The following is a 17,029-nucleotide window of genomic DNA, read 5'->3' as shown; positions in this document are numbered from 1 at the left end:
TAGATGCGGCATGTTGCCGCTTCTACAATTGCTCTAAAACCGAATACACGGCTCGTCGAGATTGTGCTCGTAGCCGACAACGACAACGGCCGCCGTCGACAGCACAAAATAGGCACCTGCTGCCGCCGGTTGGTTCAGCCAACGTGCCATGAGCACGCGCAGGAAATGCCCGTGCGAAAAGACGAAAAGCTCGGGCGAGTCGATCTCCCTTAACCGGGCGACCACGCGATCGGCGCGAGCACTGATTTCGGCCACGCTTTCGCCGCCCGGTGCGCCGTCCTTAAAGATGTTCCAGCCCGGGTTGTTGACTTGGATTTCCTTCGTCGTCAGCCCTTCGTAGTCGCCGTAGTTCCACTCCATGAGGTCGTCCCACAGCCCGAAACCATGGCTCCCGGTGACAATTTCGCAGGTTTCTTTGGCGCGTTTGAGCGGACTGCTGAAGACATGCTTCGGCATCGGGCAATACTCGTGGCCATCGCATTGGTCGGCCAAACGCTGGCGCACGTGTTCGGCCTCCTTGCGGCCACCTTCGGTCAGCGGCAAGTCGGTGCGCCCGGTGTGCTGACGGCTAATGGTCCAGTCGGTTTCGCCATGGCGGGCGAGGATGATTTTAGGAAAGTCACTCACTGCAAAACCAAGATTACCAAACGGGCCCGCCCTATTGCGAGGCTGGTCTTAGCTCTTCAGCAGTTTCTTCGCCCGGCTGCTGAATGGAGGCTTCACCCGTCAGCATTTGGAGGAAACGCTGGTCAGCGCGGCGCGCCCAGTTGCGAAACGCGGCATTCGGTGGCCGATCGCGCTCAATGAAGGTCATGAACTCGTCCAGGTGGAAGGCCTCGGCGGCCATACCGGCACCTGCCTTGACGGCGTCAATCGCGTTGCACTGCTGCTCGAAGTGGCCGCCCGTAGGCCGCATCATCACCGGCTTGTCGAGATACATCGCCTCGCAAATGGACTCAAAACCAGCCGTCGACACAAAGGCCTTACACTGCGACATGCGCTCCAGAAACTTTGTCCCCGACAGCTTGTGGAAAAACAAGTTGGGCTGAAACTCCTCGACTTCCTCGGCACCGGGCCGATCCCAGAAACCGTGGATCACGACATGCGGATTTTGCTTCTGCCACTTGGCAATTTCCTCCGCGTAACCGTCATTGAGGATGTAGAGCAAAATGAAGTCACCGCTGCTTGGTTTGAGCGCGAGAACTTCATCGCGGAGCAGCGGCGGCATTACGAAGATTTTTCGGTCGGGCAAGTCGTCCATCTCGCGGAACGACAGCGCCAGCAATTTATCCGCGCCAAAAGCCGTCAGCCAGTTGTTAAACAGCAGCAAGTAGCGATCGACCACCTTGCCAGGCGGAAACTCGAAATCCGGATGATGCAGCAAATACTGGTGCCCCACGCACATGATCTTCGTCTTGCGTGGGCGGAAGGCCATGAAGGACAGCCCGGCCAGCAGTTCGTAGAAATTGACCACCACGTCGGGCTTGTCGCGGCGGATGCGGCGACGGATCACGAAAAAGCTCTTAATGTAGAGCGGCAGTCGCAGCAGGTTTTTAAAGATAGTCGGCCCGATCAGGATGCCGCGGCGGTTGGCGTCCACGACAAAAGTCGGGCTACGAAACATCCGCACCGGTGCAAAGATACCGTCCTTGAAAAACTGCGGGATATCGCGGCGGTCATTTTTGCCGACGAGCACCTGCACGACCTCATGTCCATGACTGGCGAGCAGCTTGCGCAGGGCCATCGCCTGCGTGAAATGCCCACGGCCCTCGCCCTGGACAATGAACATGAACTTTAATTTTTGCTTAGCCAAGATGGGTAAAGATGGAGTGGAGATGGGTTGCGTTTAAAAGTATCCACTAACTAGTAGTATAATTCCGAGCGGCGTGAAAACCCAATAATCCAGCGGCGCGCCTTTCCACCATCGCGGCGCATGCCACCAAATCAACTCTTTACGGAAGCGCTTTACTCCGTAGGCCGGGTTGATCACGAACCACAGGAAGTCCTCCAGTACCCAGAACAGCATGTAGAACCCGATCACCTTGCGCTCGGCAGCAGCGGTCCACTCCAGCCCTACAAAGAACGGAAAATGCACCATGATGAGCATGAAGATCAGAATGGAGGAATGGTATCCCGTCAACGGCCGCCCACTCCAAAGCATGACCACGAGCGGGTGGTCGATTTTCCACGTTGGCAAATCCTCGGCCCAGCCGGCACCTTGGGTGCCCTCGGTGTTGATCTCAATCCAGGCAAAGGCCAGCGCCACCACGAATAGAAAGAAAATGAGTGCAATGAATTCAAACATGGCTGCAAGGTTTATAAGCCCTTGTTGATGAGCCGTTCTTGGGGAAAGGATCCGCTGAGCACAAGCGCAGACTCATGGCGTCACGAAGATGTTACCAATGAATCCAGTCATAGTAAACGGCCAAACATTTAGCGCAATGCTTGTAGGTATGCGGCCCTGGTTTCCTCGGCAATCACGCTCCAATGCCATAGGCGTCGACTGCTTTTTACGGATTGCACTACGTGGTTCAACTGCGAGGTATCGAGGGCATCCAGAGTGCTTGCGAGGCGCTCGAAGCGGCGTTCGCTGGACTCGATGTAAACCGCGCCTTCGCCCAGCACCTCCCGCGCGTAGGGGAAATCCAGCGTGATCTGTGGCAACAGATAAGCCTGCGATAAATGCGGAGCACCGGATGTCAGGTGATGATCACCCTGCATGAAGAGAAAGCAATCCGCCGCGTTGGCCATCAGGGAAACTTGCTGGTCGTCGATAAAGCCCGGATGGATGACCACATTGCTCAACGATTCGGCGCGCGCAATTTGCTGTTTCGCATAGTCGGAGTTGGCGCTACCGGCCAGAAGCAACACGTCTTGCCGCCCCTCGAAAACGTCAATGATTTCGGCGACCTGCTTATCCGGACGCAGCGATCCGACGTTCAGGAAAATCCGTGCATCGCTCGGCAAGCCAAGCTCCTGCCGCGCCTTGCTTTTCTCCACTGCAGGGAAAACATCCTGATGGAAATAACCATGCCGCAACACCACGTGCTGCGCTCGGGGATAGACATAGGCATCAAGCGCAACCGACTTCCCCCACTCCGAATGGTGGCAACAGACGTCGCAATGGTCCGCGAAAAGCTGGTAAAATCGTCGCCAGAAATCGGCCTTCGCGCGATCATGAGGTAGCAGATTATGCATTGTCCAAAAGAGCTTGATCCCCGCGGTTCGCAGTCGACCCAAAACATCCGGAAATGCATTCAGGATTTCCTCTGGCGCGATCTCCTGGTGGCGGCAAACAGACTCCGGCCATTGCAAGTGTACGATGTCGGGTTGCTCGTCGAGGATCGCATCCAAATGCTCGGGCAGATGGATGCCCCAGTTTTCGTAGATACGGGCGTCCACACCGGCTTCCTGAAGGCTATTTTCCTGATGGTTGTTATACGGGCAACGCCCGCTAATGAGAAGGCTCTTCACTGCGACCAAACTATTTAGGCTCCGACCCAAGGCGAGTCGAATTCAGGAAAATATAAAATTAACCCAGCTTGGCGTTGTCTTTTAGCCTTGCCTGAAACTGCTTGCTGATGAGGATTTTACACACAGGAAATGGCCACGCAGAAAAAAGCAAAAAACAAACGAAAACTCGCCTACTTCAACCGTGAACTGAGTTGGCTCGCATTCAATCGTCGAGTCCTCGAACAAGCTCAAAGCGAACAGCAACCGCTGCTCGAACGGCTGAAATTCCTGTCGATTGTGTCGTCCAATCTGGACGAGTTTTTTGAAATCCGCGTGGCTGGTCTGGCGCAGCAAGTAGAGTCTGGCGTAGTCGAAGTCGGCATCGATGGCCTTGGCCCGAAGGAGCAATTGCGCCGCATTCACGCGATCACCTCCTCACTCGTTAAAGACCAATATAAGTGCTGGCACACACAACTGGTGCCACAGATGAAAAACGAAGGCATCGTTTTCAAGGGGCGCAAGGAACTGACCCGCAAAGAGCTGAATTGGGCCAAGCAATACTTCGCCGAGCAGGTTTACCCTGTGCTCACCCCTATGGCGATCGACCCCTCCCACCCTTTCCCGCAACTGGTCAACAAATCGCTGAACATCCTCGTCAAGCTGACTGAGCCCGGGCGTGGTCGTAAAGAGCCGCGCATGGCCGTCATCCCGGTGCCACGCATCCTGCCACGTGTTGTCTATCTGGACGTCGAGGGGGCCAAGCAGCAGACGTATATCTTCCTCAGTGACCTCATCAAAATGTTTGATGACGAGCTGTTCCCCGGCTACCGCATGAAGGGTGCCTGGGCCTTCCGCATCACGCGCAACAGCGATCTCTACATCGACGAAGAGGAAGTCGAAAACCTGCTCACCAAGATCGAGGAAGAGCTCAACAAAAAGCGCAAGGGCGATCCCGTGCGCCTGGAGATTGAGGACGATGTTGACGAGGAAATGTTGGACAGCCTGCTCAAGGCCAATGACATTCCGTCGGACTACGTTTTCCGCATCAATGGCCCGATCAACCTGCTGCGCTTGATGAGCGTTTACTCGATGATTGAGCGCCCCGACCTCAAGGACAAACCGCACCAAGCCTACGTACCCGAGGAGCTCAAAGCGACGTCGAACCTCTTCGCCAACATCCGTAGCCGCGACCACCTGCTCCATCATCCATACGATTCTTTTTCCCCGGTGGTGGACTTCCTGAACCAGGCGGTAGTAGACCCCAAGGTCTTTGCCATCAAGCAGACACTCTACCGCACCAGCGGCGACTCACCCATCATCGACGCTCTCAAGCGCGCTTGTGAAAATGGAAAACAAGTCACTGCGCTCGTCGAGTTAAAGGCCCGCTTCGACGAGGCTAACAACATCCAGTGGGCGCGTGAACTGGAAGAAGTCGGCGTGCATGTGGTCTATGGTTTGGTGCACCTCAAGACGCACTGCAAATGCTGTCTCGTAGTCCGCCGAGAAGGCAATGGCCTGCGTCGCTACGCGCATCTGGGCACCGGGAATTACAACCCGAAGACAGCCAAGATTTATACTGACCTGAGCCTCTTTACGGCCAACGAAAAGCTCACCAGCGAGGTCGCGGATTTGTTCAATACGTTGACTGGTTTCTCGCTCTCTCCGCAGTTCAAAAACCTGCTGGTCGCACCCTTTACACTTCACTCGGAAATCCAAAAACGTATCAAGCGCGAAACGCGAAACGCCAAGGCAGGCAAGCCCGCGCGCATCATCGCCAAGTGCAACAGCCTGATTGAAAAAGAAACGATCAACAACCTTTACGAGGCCTCAAATGCCGGCGTGCAGATCGACTTGATTATTCGCGGCATTTGCAGCCTCGTGCCAGGCGTGGCCGGGATGAGCGAAAACATTCGCGTGCGCAGCGTCGTGGGTCGTTTCCTGGAGCACAGCCGCATTTATTACTTTGAAAACGGAGATGGTGAATCCGAGCTGTTTGTTGGCAGCGCTGACTGGATGTCGCGCAATTTCTTCCGTCGCATCGAGTGCGTTTTTCCGATCTATGACCCCGAGTTGAAGGATCGTGTGGTGAAGGGAATTCTGCCCGCCTACCTCAAGGATACCACGGCAAAAGTTCTCAAAGCCAACGGTGCCTATAGCCCGATTCGACGCACCAAAGCCGATGAGAATTTCTCATCTCAGGAGTATTTTCTGGTGAATCCACTGGGGCCCAATCGTGACACCGCGTTGGCTATTCCCGAGCCGCCTCCAACCGATGATTAGTCGTAGATCAACTGAAGTTGATCGAGTAGCGCCTCGTCCTCGGAGGAAAGTGCCTGTCCATTGCGATGCATGATCGCGACGCGCAGTGGCGGCGACCATTCCTCCGGCGGCAACTGCGCGAGCGCGATCTTCATACGCGATGTCGGCTCGCTGACCATGATCAAGGCAGTCAGCGCGCTTTGCGTCACAGAATCATCATATCCGAGCAGGCCCTCCCAGATCGGCCGCGCTAGATCAGGCATGGTGCTCCAGTTTAAATACACACCGTAAACGTAGCGCACGCGCGGCGATATTTGGCTGATCGGCATGGCGTCTTCGATACGCCTCGCCAGCGCGAGATTATCGGGCTTCTCGCCAGATTCGATGAGGCGCGCGAGGTCCAAATTAAATCGGGCGACGACGAGCAGCTCCTTCGCGGCAAGGCGCGAGGGATTGTTTTCAAGGGCGGTGTTGGCCCAATCCAGCGCCACTTCATCTTGCCCGGCATCGAGTGCCGCGTAACCCAGCAGCAGATAATCCTGCACGCGGGTGTCCGGCTCGCGCACGGCAAAGAGTGACGTAAACGCCAGCCCGGCAGCGAGCAAACATGCCACACCGCCCAGCGCTAACCCGCGTCCATTCGAGCCGCGCCAAGGCAGCGTAAACCAACCGCCCGCGATGATCGCCAGCAGGGGTGCCAACGGCAGGCGGAAACGTGCGCTCACGTAGGTTAAAATCAGCCCGGCGGACAGCGCAGCAAAGGCGAACAAAATAACCGCGAGCGCAAAAGGATTTTTCCGCCCAAAGAAAATCAACGGCGCGGCCGCCACCAGCAAGATACCCCACCCCAGGAAATTGAAACGCAGCCACGGCGACAACTCCCGGTGCACGGAATAGGTCTTGTTATTGTATTGTTCGTAGTGGTTGAGCAGGTAATAGCCCTTGCGCGCCAAGCGGCCAAACCAGCCAATCGGGTCATCCGAAATCATCTCCCGAGTCTGCGCCCGCCAGTAGTCGTTGACCTCCTCCCAGCCCAGCGGCGCGTCGGGCCCCATCGCCTCGCGGTACTGGTGAATCGACTCCACGCGCGCCGGGTTCATGTGCTGATCATGCTGATAGATTTCGATGCCCTGCGCATAGTATTTACCATGGGCCCCGGGCTTATTCGCAGCCCAAAGATTGAATGCCCCCTGCGTCGGCATGATCGCAAATTTGCCCGAAATTTTCTGATTAAAGGCACCCATCATTAGCGCGGGAATTGCCAAGCCAACCAGAATGAAAAACACCGTCCAACGCGGCGGACGTTTCGACTTTTGCGGATTCTTTTCGTCGACGATCTCCGGTGCGCGTCCGCCAAAATAGCAGGCGATAAAGATTAACAATACTGGTATCGACAGCGCGATAGCCCACATCTGCGGGCGCGTTAGTGCCGCCAGCGCTAAGAGGAATCCGCTGGCCAACGCCGCCTGCGCACTCGCGGTTTTGGTAAACGCGACGGCGCGATCCAAGCCACCGAGCAACAGGGCGATGCTCAACGTGATGTCCAGCGGATCGCCCAAGAAGAAGAGCCCCACTGGATAAAAGGCCCAAATTGCAGTGGCCCCAAGCGCGGCGCGATCGTCGTCCCACAAGCCTCTCGCCAGGCGTGCCACCAGCCACAGGCTGGCCAGCCAGGACAGGAGATTGATCAGCCGCGCGAAGTCCGGCCACAGCGATTCCGGTAAGCCCAGCCCCATCCCGAGCGAGATGACAAGCGGATAAAGTGGCGCGCGGTAAAACGGCTCCTTGGGCAATGCGCCGTCGGCGATATCCCAAGCCAGTTGGAGGTTTTCTTTTCCATCCAGTACCGGATGAGCGCCCATTGGCTGACCAGCATACCACAGACAATGCGCCACGGCATAGGCAAAGCCCACAAGGATCAATAACAGCAACAGCCGCGGCCCTCGCCCAGCGGCTGGTTTAGGCGCTTGGCCGTCCATGCGCTAATTTTGAGAATTTTTCCAGGCCAGGTAGTCGTCGTACGTGGGCGGCTCGTCGAGCGGCTCCTTGGTCTTCATGGTCACGTAACGATTGGTGTTCGGCACCTGGATTGGGTATTCGTAGTCGGTGACTTCATAGCCAACGACTGCGCGCTGTGTCTGCTCGCCAGCAAGCTCGAATTTATCAGCCACCGGAATGCTGTTTGAGCAACCTGCCAGCAGACAAATGACCAATCCTGAACTTAACGCCGCACCGAATTTTGAAATCATGATGCAACCATGACATTTGCCCAACCGTGTTACAAGTCCAACGATGACTTACCTGACGATTAGGGCATAAAGTACAGAATGCAGGGAATATTTCGGCGCGCCCCCATTCCCAAATAAAATGCGGGGAATACGGAATCTATTTGATTGAAATAGTGCCCTACGGCCCTACAAGAACTTTGATGCACAATGTATTTTTTAGGGCATTAGGCCTTAATTTATAAAAATTGCGTCGATAAACTAGATTAATTGAAGAGGAGCTATCAGCAAGTTATGCGTCACATAGGCGTATGGGTCATTTTTATGTGCATGAGCACGGGGCTACTGCATGCCCAGAATTACTACTGGGACGGCAGCCAAAACAGCCAAATCAGCAACCAGAACAACTGGGTAGGCGGCAATAAGCCAACTTTTTCGTCGTCATCTGAGGTCTGGAACTTCGCCCTGCCCGTTACCAACAACGTGAACGTAAACCAACCCAATGTGGACTTGGCGGGTTTTCATTTTCGCCCGGGCAGCGGCAGCTACACGATCAACAGCAATCAGGTGTATGAAGTATTTGGCTTCAATGTGGGCGGCGAAACTTACGCCATCTACAACAACACCGCCAACACGCAGACCCTGTCCGGCTCAACCGTTAAGTTCTACGGCACCGACCTCAATTTCCACACTGGCACGGGCAAACTTGTTTTTAACGCCACCTCGGAATTCTCTCAAGCCCAGCGCATGCATTTCGTGGGTCAGGGCAGCACGGAGTTCAATTCCACGATCAACGTCAACAGCGTGCGTTACCAGTTCTCCAACAGCGGCACCAACACCGTCAACGTGAACCTCAACTCGGCTGTCGAGCTCTTGATCGATGGCGGCAGCGTCTCAACCTTCAATGGCAGCGTGAGCGTGAGCAACGGCCTTACCTCGGTGTCCAACGGCAGCACCGCGATCTTCAATTCCACGGTGAACACGCAGAAGTTGGAGGTGACCAGCGGCGCGAAAATCTACCTGAATAACGGCAATACTAGCGTGAACCAGGGCATTGACATCAAGTGTGGCACCCTGCTGCTCAGCCGCTCCAATGTGACGGACAACACCATCAACGCGATGGGCGGTATCTTCAATATGCAGGGCTTCTCGGAGTCCAACCTGCAAAGCCTGACGCTTAGCAAAAACTCGACCTTTGACTTTGGCTCGACAAGCGGTGCCAACCGCCTGCACTTCAATGGCGCGGGCACATTTACCAGTGGCACAATGCTGACCGTGATGAACTGGCAGCAAGGCATGGACACCTTTGAGGTCCTGAACATCGGTAACTCCAAGGCGCAGCAAATCCGCTTTTATGGCGACTATGGTTCTGGCCTTGGCTTTTACCAAGCCACGCTCAATGGAAACACGCTGACACCCGGCAGCTTCCTCTACGCGACCGCGCCGGATCCGCTAAACTGCGTGCCAGCACCCGTGCCCGAGCCCTCGACCTATCTGATGGGCGGCGCGCTCATGATCGCGCTGGGTTACTTCGAGCTAAGGCGTCGCCGCAGGCTTAAAAGTCCGAGCCCACTTCTGGCGCATTCTCGCTAAGCTTGCCGTCGACCAGCGTCACGAGGTGGTCCGCCACATCAAGGATGCGGTTGTCATGCGTCACCATCACGATGGTATTGCCGAACTCTTTGGAGAGGCGCTGCAGGTGGTTGACCACTTCGCGCCCCGTTGGGCCATCCAGTGAAGCCGTGGGCTCGTCGGCCAGAATAATGGTCGGCCGGTGAACGAGCGCCCGCGCGATGGCCACGCGTTGCTTTTGCCCTCCGGAAAGCTGCTCAGGCTTCTTGTTCACGTGCTCGCTAAGGTCGACTTCGTGCAAAATCTCCAGAGCGCGCTCTTTGGCCTTCGACGCCGTCATTTTCGGGTCGAAGGTCAGCGGCATCATCACGTTTTGCGTCACATCCAGGGAGCCGATCAGGTGATGGCTCTGGAAGATGAAGCCGATCTTGCGGCGCACGGCCACGAGCTGCTTTTGCGTGGATGACTCCAGCGCCTGCCCGTCGATCACGATGCTGCCGGTTTGGATTGTGCGCAGACCGGCGATCAGCTTGAGCAAGGTGGTTTTGCCCGAACCCGAGGGCCCGGCAATGATGGTAATTTCCCCACGGGAGAAGTCCGCCGTGATACCATGCAAAACCTCTTGGCGGGTCTCGCCCTGGCCAAACGAATAGCGCAAGTCTTTGATCTCAATAACCGCCATGACTTAAAAAATATCCGCCGGGTTAGCGTGGCGCAGCTTGCGGGTGGCCAGCGCGCCAGCCAGCATGCACATAAAAATCGTCAGGCCCAGCACAATGCCGGCATTGTCCCACTGGAAGTACGTCGGCATGTAGGCCACATTGCGCGTTACGTAGTAAAGGCCGGCCGTGAATGCCGCCCCGGGAATGAAGCCCAGCACGCTGAGGATCACTGACTCTTGCAGGATCAGGCTGATGAAATAGCTGTCCTTGAAACCAATCGATTTCAGCGTGGCATATTCCTCCAGGTGGTCGGTGACGTCGGTGTAGAGAATCTGGTAAACGATGACCGCGCCAACAATAATCGCGACCGTCATCGAGGCCGAAATCACGAAGCCAATCGGCGTGCGTTCGCCCCAGTATTCCTTTTCGTTTTGGATGAATTCCTCGCGCGTCATGACCTTCACATCGGTAGGTACCATCTCGCGAAGACGCTTTGCAACAAGTTGGCTGTCAGCGCCATCCTTCAATTGGATCAGGCCTACGGCAGGCAGATTCGGGTTTTGCCCGGGAAAGATTTCGAAAAACGTCTGCTTGCTGACCAACAAATTACCGTCGGCCGCGAAGGTGGTCCCCATTTCAAATGAACCAACGATTTCCGTGGCACGTCCATTAGTTTCGGTGGTCACACTGCCCTCTTCCAGCATCTCGACAATCGGGCCAAACTTCGCGTGCGAGCGCTCATCGAACAGCGCATTGCCGGGGATTTTCAACATGCCCTGCTGCTCCTCGATCGCCGGGTCGTCAAACGGCTTGTCCGCCGGGTCAAACCCAATAATAAAGATGTCGCGATTGACCTGAGTGTTCGGGTTTTTGATGGGCAAGTTAACCAAAAAAAGCGGCGCAACATCCTCCACCTCTGGCAACGCAAAGGCCTGGTTGAGGCGCTTCTCCGTGAAGCCGCGGCTGATGCCAAAATACTCATATTGCGGGCTCGTCATGACCACGTCGCAGTTAAGCATCAGGTGCGGGAAGACGACTTGCGTGAACATCGCGGTTTTGAGGCCCATCTGGTAGAGCATCATCGTCACCGCGAAGATGATCCCGGCGACGGCCGCGAAGAAGCGCTTTTTTTCCTTAATGAGATTCAGCCAGGCCAGCGGGATGCCCAGCGGAATCAGTTTGTTCATGAGTGACATGCTACTCTCCCGCGCCTTTCACCGCGATGCGCGCAATCACCTGGGTGTTCACCGGCGGTGCCCAGCCGGAAATCGGCTCCAGCTTGATGCGCGCAAGGACGACGCGCTTGTCGCTGAAGGCCAGCGGATCGGAGTTAAAGACACCCTGCGGGTTTACCAATTGGCCGACTTCAACCACCGTGCCCGGCAGCTCGCCCTCGTAGGCGTCGGAGCGGACCATGACACTTTGCCCGGCCTTCACCTTGCGCGCGTCATCGATGTAAATTTCGGCCTCCACGTGGAGCTCGCTCATGTCGGCCAGCGCAACGACTCCCGCCGGGCCAACCGCCTCGCCGGGCCGTGCGCCAATGCGCAACACCGTGCCGTCGATGGGTGACTTCACTTGAGTCAACGCCAGGTAAGCCTTGGCCTGTGCGACGGCGGCATTGGCGGCCTCGGTGGCGGCTTGCGCCTGCTTTAGCTCGGCTTCAAGCACGGCCTTGTTGGCCTCAATCGTGGCAATACCAGCTTCGGCGCTCTTGGCCTGTGAATTGATCGCGTCGGTCTTCGATTGCGCAGCGGCAACCGCAGCTTCGGCAGCTGCGACCTCAGCATCCAAACGCGCGACGGTGGCCTGACGAGAAGCGGACACTTCGCGGTATTCTTCATCGAGCAATTTTTGCTGAAATTTGATTTCCTCGGTTTCGCGGCGCGGCGGATCGAGTTCGTCCAACGTGTTCTGATAAGCCGCGCGTGTGCCGGTGATCTTGGACATTGCGGCATCCAGTTTTTCCAACGCTTCACGGCGTGCCTTCTGTGCTTGGTCGACACCAGCCTGCGCTTGTTTGACCGCAGCATCCACGCCCGTGAGCTGGGCCTTGATGGCGTCGGCCTCGGACTGCGCCGCGGAAATTTCACTGTCTAACGCCTTCAAGCGGGCCTCAATAATGTCCAGTGCGGCAGCCGTGCTCGCGGCGTTTTGCTGAGCCACAGTTAGCTCGGCCTCGGCCACGGCGCGATTGGCGAGTGTCGCGATGACCTGCCCTTTCTTGACGGAGTCTCCGAGCTTGACCTCCAGGCTTTGCACGATGGCTTGGCCGGCTTGACCAGTGGGCGCGGCGAGGTGGATCAGGTCGCCCTTCGGCTTGATCAGGCCTTGTGCAGCGACGTGTTCGTCCTTCGCAGCGCTGGCCTGCGGAATAAAGCTCAAGGTTGCGGACAGGGCCAGCAGCCCGAAGAAGGTCTGCTTGAAGCTCGACGGTAGCAAAAACATAAGCGGGAAGATGTAAGGCAGGTTCGTGCCTAGGAAAAGGTAAAAAACGCATCAGTCGGCCTCAGTTTCAAATCAACCAGCCAACTTTTGCCTTTGCGCTTTGCAAGATAGCCGCTTTAAGTGCCCGATCTACTGAATCAATGACTGTTAACGAAGCCTACGGCCGCTGCCTCGAACTGACCCGGACTCACTATGAGAATTTTCCGGTGGCTCGGTTGGTGCCCAAGCGCATTCGGCCCTTTGTTGCCGCGGTTTACGCCTTTGCGCGCTACGCTGACGACTTGGCCGACGAGGGCTGGGGCGAGCCCGGTGCCCCCACCCCCGAAGAGCGCGTGGAGCAGCTCGATGCCTACGAAGCGCAGCTAATTGCCGCCGTCAACGGCGAGCCGCTCAAGCCCGAGACCCAGTGGATATTTATCGCAGTCGCTGATACGATCGAGCGCACAGGGGCACCCGTGGACCTTTTTACCGACCTGCTCAGCGCCTTTAAGCAAGACTGCACGACGCTGCGATACGAAACATTTATCGACGTGCTCGACTATTGCCGCCGGAGCGCCAATCCCGTTGGGCGTCTCGTACTGATTTTGCATAATCACTTCGACGAGCAGCTCTTCGAGTGGTCGGACAATATCTGCACTGCCCTGCAGTTGGCGAACTTCTGGCAGGACGTCGGGGTGGACATCCGCAAGGACGGCCGTATCTACATTCCGATGGAAGACTGGGAAGAATACGGCGTCACTGAGGAAATGTTTCAGCAGGATTCAACCTCACCGGAACTGCGCGCTTGCATTGAATACCAGGTCAAAAAAGCTCAGGTGCTTTTCAATGAAGGCAAACCGCTGCCAACCGAGCTCCCTTTCCCGCTAAACATGGAAATACGGCTCACCTGGCTGGGCGGAACTCGCATCCTGAAGAAGATTAAACAGTTGGATTACAACACCTTGGAAGAACGCCCCAAGATTGGCAAGCCGGACAAGTTCGCCTTGCTGTTTCGTGCATTTTTTCCACTGTAGCCCGTTCAGGATCATCGCGTTAGATGCTTCAATTAGGTAAAAAATGGCTTCACCAGAACTAGAGGCCTTGTTAGTGTTGCCTATTTATCTCTAAGCAAATACGGCTAGAAAAATATAACGCCAACCATGAGCCATAATAAGCAACTCTCCCTGATTTTAGGCAAAACCCTCTTTGCTGCCGCTTGGGCGGATGGCAAGATTCAGCCACAGGAGATTGATTGCCTGAAAGACATCATTTTCCACCTGCCCGGCGTCGACGATGCCGCCTGGACGGAACTCACGCAGTACATGGAGTCTCAGATCAATGAGAACGAGCGCCAGGAACTGCTTTCCGAGCTGCACGACCTCGTGGAAAACGATGAAGACCGCGACTTCATCACCCAGGCGACCAACCGTGTGTTTATGGCCGACGGCGTGATCACCACCGAAGAACAGCAGGCCATTCGCGAAGTTTCTTACGTCTTGCGCAAAGAGTCGGACAAAGTCGACCTCGACGGCCTCTCGGAGGCCATTCACGAATCCCTGAAACGCCGCGATAACGCCATCCGCAAATCGCTGCGCCCCGACGAAATTACGAAGCTCGGCCAAGGCGACCGCTTACAGTTGCTCATGATCCTGGAAGAGCGTTTTGCCGAACAGGAAATCGACCTGAATATTTCGCAGCAGGAAAAGCAGCGTCTAATCCTCTTTGGTGCTTTGCTGGCCCGCGTGGCCAATGCGGACGAAGAAGTCGCCCCGTCAGAAATTGCCGTCATCGAACAGGCCGTCGCCTCCCGCTGGAAATTGACCAAGCAGGAAGCCGCCTTCCTGACACAGATCGCTTTCTCCGAGGAGGCGCAAGGCGTAGACCTGCTACGTCTGGCCCGCGAGTTTTACGAAGTCACTACGCAAAAAGAACGCATCGACGCCCTTGGCGTTTTGATTGACGTGTCCCGCGCCGATCAGGTGATTCGCCACATCGAATCGGTCACCATTCACGAAATTGCCGAGCAACTCAAGCTGACTCAGGAAGACATTAGCGACGCCATGGTCGACGCCCTGAGCCGCGAGCATGGCAAGTAGCCGCGCCGTTTGCCCCGAATGTATGTTTGCAAGATAAATGGCTGAAGTGACTGCTACGCCCCTGCCGCCAGCGCCGGCATCAGACTCCGCTGAAGCCATCCAGGCCCGCAAGTCGTCCAACCTCGCCGCGACGCTCTTTTGGCTGGAGCGCCGACGCCGTGACGCGATGAACGTCTTCTACGACTTCTGCCGCATCGTGGACGATATCGCCGATGATCCGGACAAGCCCGATGCCGACAAAGCTGCCGGACTCAACGCCTGGCGACAGGAAATTCAGGCCTGCTATTCCGGTCGTGGTGAGATCCGCCTGGCCGCCGAATTGGCTCCGATCATCAAGGAGTTCGATATCCGTGAACAGGACCTGTTGGCGATCGTGGACGGCGTATCGATGGACATCGGCAACCGGCGCTACGAAACCTTTGAAGAGCTGCGCGAATATTGCTTTGGCGTGGCCTCGGCCGTGGGTCTTGTTTCGGTGCGTATCTTTGGCTGCAACCACCCGAATATCGACGAATACGCCGAGACACTCGGCTACGCGCTCCAGTTTACCAACATCCTCCGCGACGTCGTGGAAGACTACAACGACATTGGCCGCGTTTACCTGCCGCAAGCCGAGCTGCGGGCCTTTGGCGTGACGGAGGCTGACCTCGCTCACCCCGCCGACAACGAGAATTGCAAGCGCCTGTTCCGCATGTGCCACTACCGGTGCAAGCACTTCTTCAACAAGGCGCGCCGCCTCCTACCCGCTACCGAGCGGCACAACCTCAAGGCCGCCCTCATCATGGGGGCCGTATACGAAGACATTCTGGATAAGATCGCCGCCCGCGATTTCCGGCTAACCAAGGAGCGGGTACGCCTTTCAAAAGGTCGCAAAATTCACCTGATCTGGCGCACGCTGAAGTCGATCAACAAGCCGATGCCGGTTCGACGCGCGCCGGGGACCGCCCTGGTCTGGGGTGGCGGCATTGCGGGCATTACATCCGCAGTACGCCTTGGCTACGAAGGCTTTACGCCGACACTGCTGGAATCGAAGTCCTACCTCGGCGGCCGCGCCCATAGCCTCAGTGATGCGCCCACCGGCCTCACGCTGGATAACGGAGCTCACATCGTGATGGGCTGCTACAAAGCCTTTCTCGATTTGCTGGATACGCTCGGTATCAGCCACAAATTCGAGCGCCAGAACCGCCTTTGCGTGCCTTACGTCGGCGACGGCGGCAAGTGGTCCGAGCTGGCAGCGAAGGACGTGACCGCCCCGCTGCATCTGCTGGCCGGGCTGATGAATTTTAGCGCGCTCACCAAGAACGATCGTCTGGCGATCACTGCTCTGGGGGCCAAGATGCGCCTCGGCGCGCAGCCAGCCGACCAGCAGACTGCCCTCGAATGGCTTCGCGATAATGGCCAGACAGAGGGTTCCATGCGCGCCCTGTGGGAGCCATTTTGCGTGGCCGCGCTCAACGAACCGCTCAGCACCGCTTGCGCCCAGTTGCTTTACGAAACGATTCGCCGCTCGCTATTTGGCTCGGTGGATGACTCCGCGATCTACTTGGCCAAGGTTGGCCTCACTGAAGTTTTCGAGCCCGAAACCGAGCTCTACTTGCAGGCTATCGGCGGAGGTATTCGCCGCAAGTCGCAGGTGAAGTCCGTCGTCGCCGTGGACGATATGGCCTGCGCCATCGAAACCAGCAAAGGCGATCGCATCTCGGCGGATATCCATATCTGCGCGCTTCCCTGGACGGCTTTGCGCGGCCTGTTGCCCTCGGGCACGGCCATCAAAAACCGCGTTTCGTCGATCCCGTCTGCATCCATTCTCAGCATCCACATCCTGACTAATAAGGAAATTTTCAAGCACCCCACCGGTTTCGTCGGCCTGCTTGATTCTTCCATTCACTGGATTTTTGACCGCACCAACACCCTAACGCCCGAGCATCAGGGCAAGCATCTCTACGCCATTATTGTCAGCGCGGCCGACGGTTGGATGAAGCTCAAGAGCAACGAGATCATGGATAAACTTCAAGGTGAGCTGAACCGTTTTTTCCCGGACGCAACCGACGTAAAGGTCGAGCGTTCATTGGTTTACAAAAGCAAGGATGCCACCTTCTCCGCCCGCCCGACTACTGCCGGCAATCGTCCGCGAACGGATGAAGCACCGTGGGACAATGTTTGGTTGGCCGGTGACTGGATACAGACCGGGCTACCTGCCACCATCGAAGGCGCAGCCTTGAGCGGAGACATGGCGGTAAAGGCCATCGACGAAAACGTACAGCCGAAGATCACGCTCGCGATTTAATCGCCCGCCATCCTCGCAATCTAACGCAACCGGTCAGTTAATAGCTTA

14 protein-coding genes are annotated in these 17,029 nt (G+C 56.6%); 5 read left to right on the top strand and 9 right to left on the bottom strand.

Annotation, left to right across the window (positions count from 1 at the left end):
• Nucleotides 1–33: 33 nt before the first annotated feature.
• The 4 genes from O3S85_RS03825 to O3S85_RS03810 all read right to left on the bottom strand — a co-directional run bounded on the left by O3S85_RS03825 (nucleotide 34) and on the right by O3S85_RS03810 (nucleotide 3,474).
• A complete protein-coding gene (locus O3S85_RS03825) occupies nucleotides 34–627 on the bottom strand; it encodes a histidine phosphatase family protein (protein WP_269537963.1) in 594 nt (197 codons plus the stop codon).
• Between the two features lie 31 nt (nucleotides 628–658).
• Nucleotides 659–1,813, bottom strand: coding sequence for a glycosyltransferase family protein (locus O3S85_RS03820; protein ID WP_269537961.1), 1,155 nt, complete (start codon nucleotides 1,811–1,813; stop codon nucleotides 659–661).
• 33 nt (nucleotides 1,814–1,846) lie between these two features.
• Nucleotides 1,847–2,305 carry a hypothetical protein gene (locus O3S85_RS03815; protein WP_269537960.1) on the bottom strand — a complete coding sequence of 153 codons (459 nt, stop codon included), beginning with the start codon at nucleotides 2,303–2,305 and terminating at the stop codon, nucleotides 1,847–1,849.
• Between the two features lie 128 nt (nucleotides 2,306–2,433).
• Nucleotides 2,434–3,474, bottom strand: coding sequence for a glycosyltransferase (locus tag O3S85_RS03810; RefSeq protein ID WP_269537959.1), 1,041 nt, complete (start codon nucleotides 3,472–3,474; stop codon nucleotides 2,434–2,436).
• Between the two features lie 129 nt (nucleotides 3,475–3,603).
• Between O3S85_RS03810 and ppk1 the strand changes: the two genes are divergently transcribed.
• Entirely contained in the window at nucleotides 3,604–5,733 is a 2,130-nt protein-coding gene (ppk1, locus tag O3S85_RS03805) for a polyphosphate kinase 1 (RefSeq protein ID WP_269537958.1), read from the top strand.
• Here ppk1 and O3S85_RS03800 read toward each other — a convergent pair.
• Complete coding sequence (locus tag O3S85_RS03800; protein WP_269537956.1) at nucleotides 5,730–7,643, bottom strand: transglutaminaseTgpA domain-containing protein; 1,914 nt, start codon at nucleotides 7,641–7,643, stop codon at nucleotides 5,730–5,732. The genes ppk1 and O3S85_RS03800 overlap by 4 nt on opposite strands.
• A 51-nt stretch (nucleotides 7,644–7,694) precedes the next feature.
• Nucleotides 7,695–7,961 carry a hypothetical protein gene (locus O3S85_RS03795; RefSeq protein ID WP_269537955.1) on the bottom strand — a complete coding sequence of 89 codons (267 nt, stop codon included), beginning with the start codon at nucleotides 7,959–7,961 and terminating at the stop codon, nucleotides 7,695–7,697.
• Nucleotides 7,962–8,267: 306 nt separating this feature from the next.
• Here O3S85_RS03795 and O3S85_RS03790 point away from each other — a divergent pair, with 306 nt between their 5' ends.
• Complete coding sequence (locus O3S85_RS03790) at nucleotides 8,268–9,530, top strand: hypothetical protein (RefSeq protein ID WP_269537954.1); 1,263 nt, start codon at nucleotides 8,268–8,270, stop codon at nucleotides 9,528–9,530.
• Here the strand turns inward: O3S85_RS03790 and O3S85_RS03785 are convergent.
• The 3 genes from O3S85_RS03785 to O3S85_RS03775 are packed head-to-tail and all read right to left on the bottom strand — an operon-like array spanning nucleotide 9,493 to nucleotide 12,619.
• Nucleotides 9,493–10,191: an ABC transporter ATP-binding protein gene (locus O3S85_RS03785; protein WP_269537953.1), complete on the bottom strand. Its 699-nt coding sequence runs from the start codon at nucleotides 10,189–10,191 to the stop codon at nucleotides 9,493–9,495. The two genes, O3S85_RS03790 and O3S85_RS03785, sit on opposite strands and share 38 nt — an antisense overlap.
• 3 nt (nucleotides 10,192–10,194) lie before the next feature.
• On the bottom strand, nucleotides 10,195–11,358 hold the full coding sequence (gene devC, locus O3S85_RS03780; protein ID WP_269537952.1) for an ABC transporter permease DevC: 1,164 nt from the start codon (nucleotides 11,356–11,358) through the stop codon (nucleotides 10,195–10,197).
• Nucleotides 11,359–11,368: 10 nt separating this feature from the next.
• Nucleotides 11,369–12,619 (bottom strand): HlyD family efflux transporter periplasmic adaptor subunit, encoded by a 1,251-nt coding sequence (locus O3S85_RS03775; protein ID WP_269537951.1) that lies wholly within the window; start codon nucleotides 12,617–12,619, stop codon nucleotides 11,369–11,371.
• A gap of 140 nt (nucleotides 12,620–12,759) precedes the next feature.
• Here O3S85_RS03775 and hpnC point away from each other — a divergent pair, with 140 nt between their 5' ends.
• The 3 genes from hpnC to hpnE all read left to right on the top strand — a co-directional run bounded on the left by hpnC (nucleotide 12,760) and on the right by hpnE (nucleotide 16,981).
• Nucleotides 12,760–13,632 (top strand): squalene synthase HpnC, encoded by an 873-nt coding sequence (hpnC, locus tag O3S85_RS03770; protein WP_269537950.1) that lies wholly within the window; start codon nucleotides 12,760–12,762, stop codon nucleotides 13,630–13,632.
• 126 nt (nucleotides 13,633–13,758) lie between these two features.
• Nucleotides 13,759–14,694: a tellurite resistance TerB family protein gene (locus O3S85_RS03765; protein ID WP_269537948.1), complete on the top strand. Its 936-nt coding sequence runs from the start codon at nucleotides 13,759–13,761 to the stop codon at nucleotides 14,692–14,694.
• Between the two features lie 37 nt (nucleotides 14,695–14,731).
• The gene (hpnE, locus tag O3S85_RS03760) at nucleotides 14,732–16,981 is read left to right on the top strand and encodes a hydroxysqualene dehydroxylase HpnE (RefSeq protein WP_269537947.1); all 2,250 of its coding nucleotides are present in this window, start codon (nucleotides 14,732–14,734) and stop codon (nucleotides 16,979–16,981) included.
• Nucleotides 16,982–17,029 lie beyond the last annotated feature (48 nt).

It is taken from the genome of Cerasicoccus sp. TK19100 (assembly GCF_027257155.1).
In the GTDB taxonomy this organism is placed as follows: domain Bacteria; phylum Verrucomicrobiota; class Verrucomicrobiia; order Opitutales; family Cerasicoccaceae; genus Cerasicoccus; species Cerasicoccus fimbriatus.
This window is presented reverse-complemented; position numbering and strand designations above follow the sequence as displayed.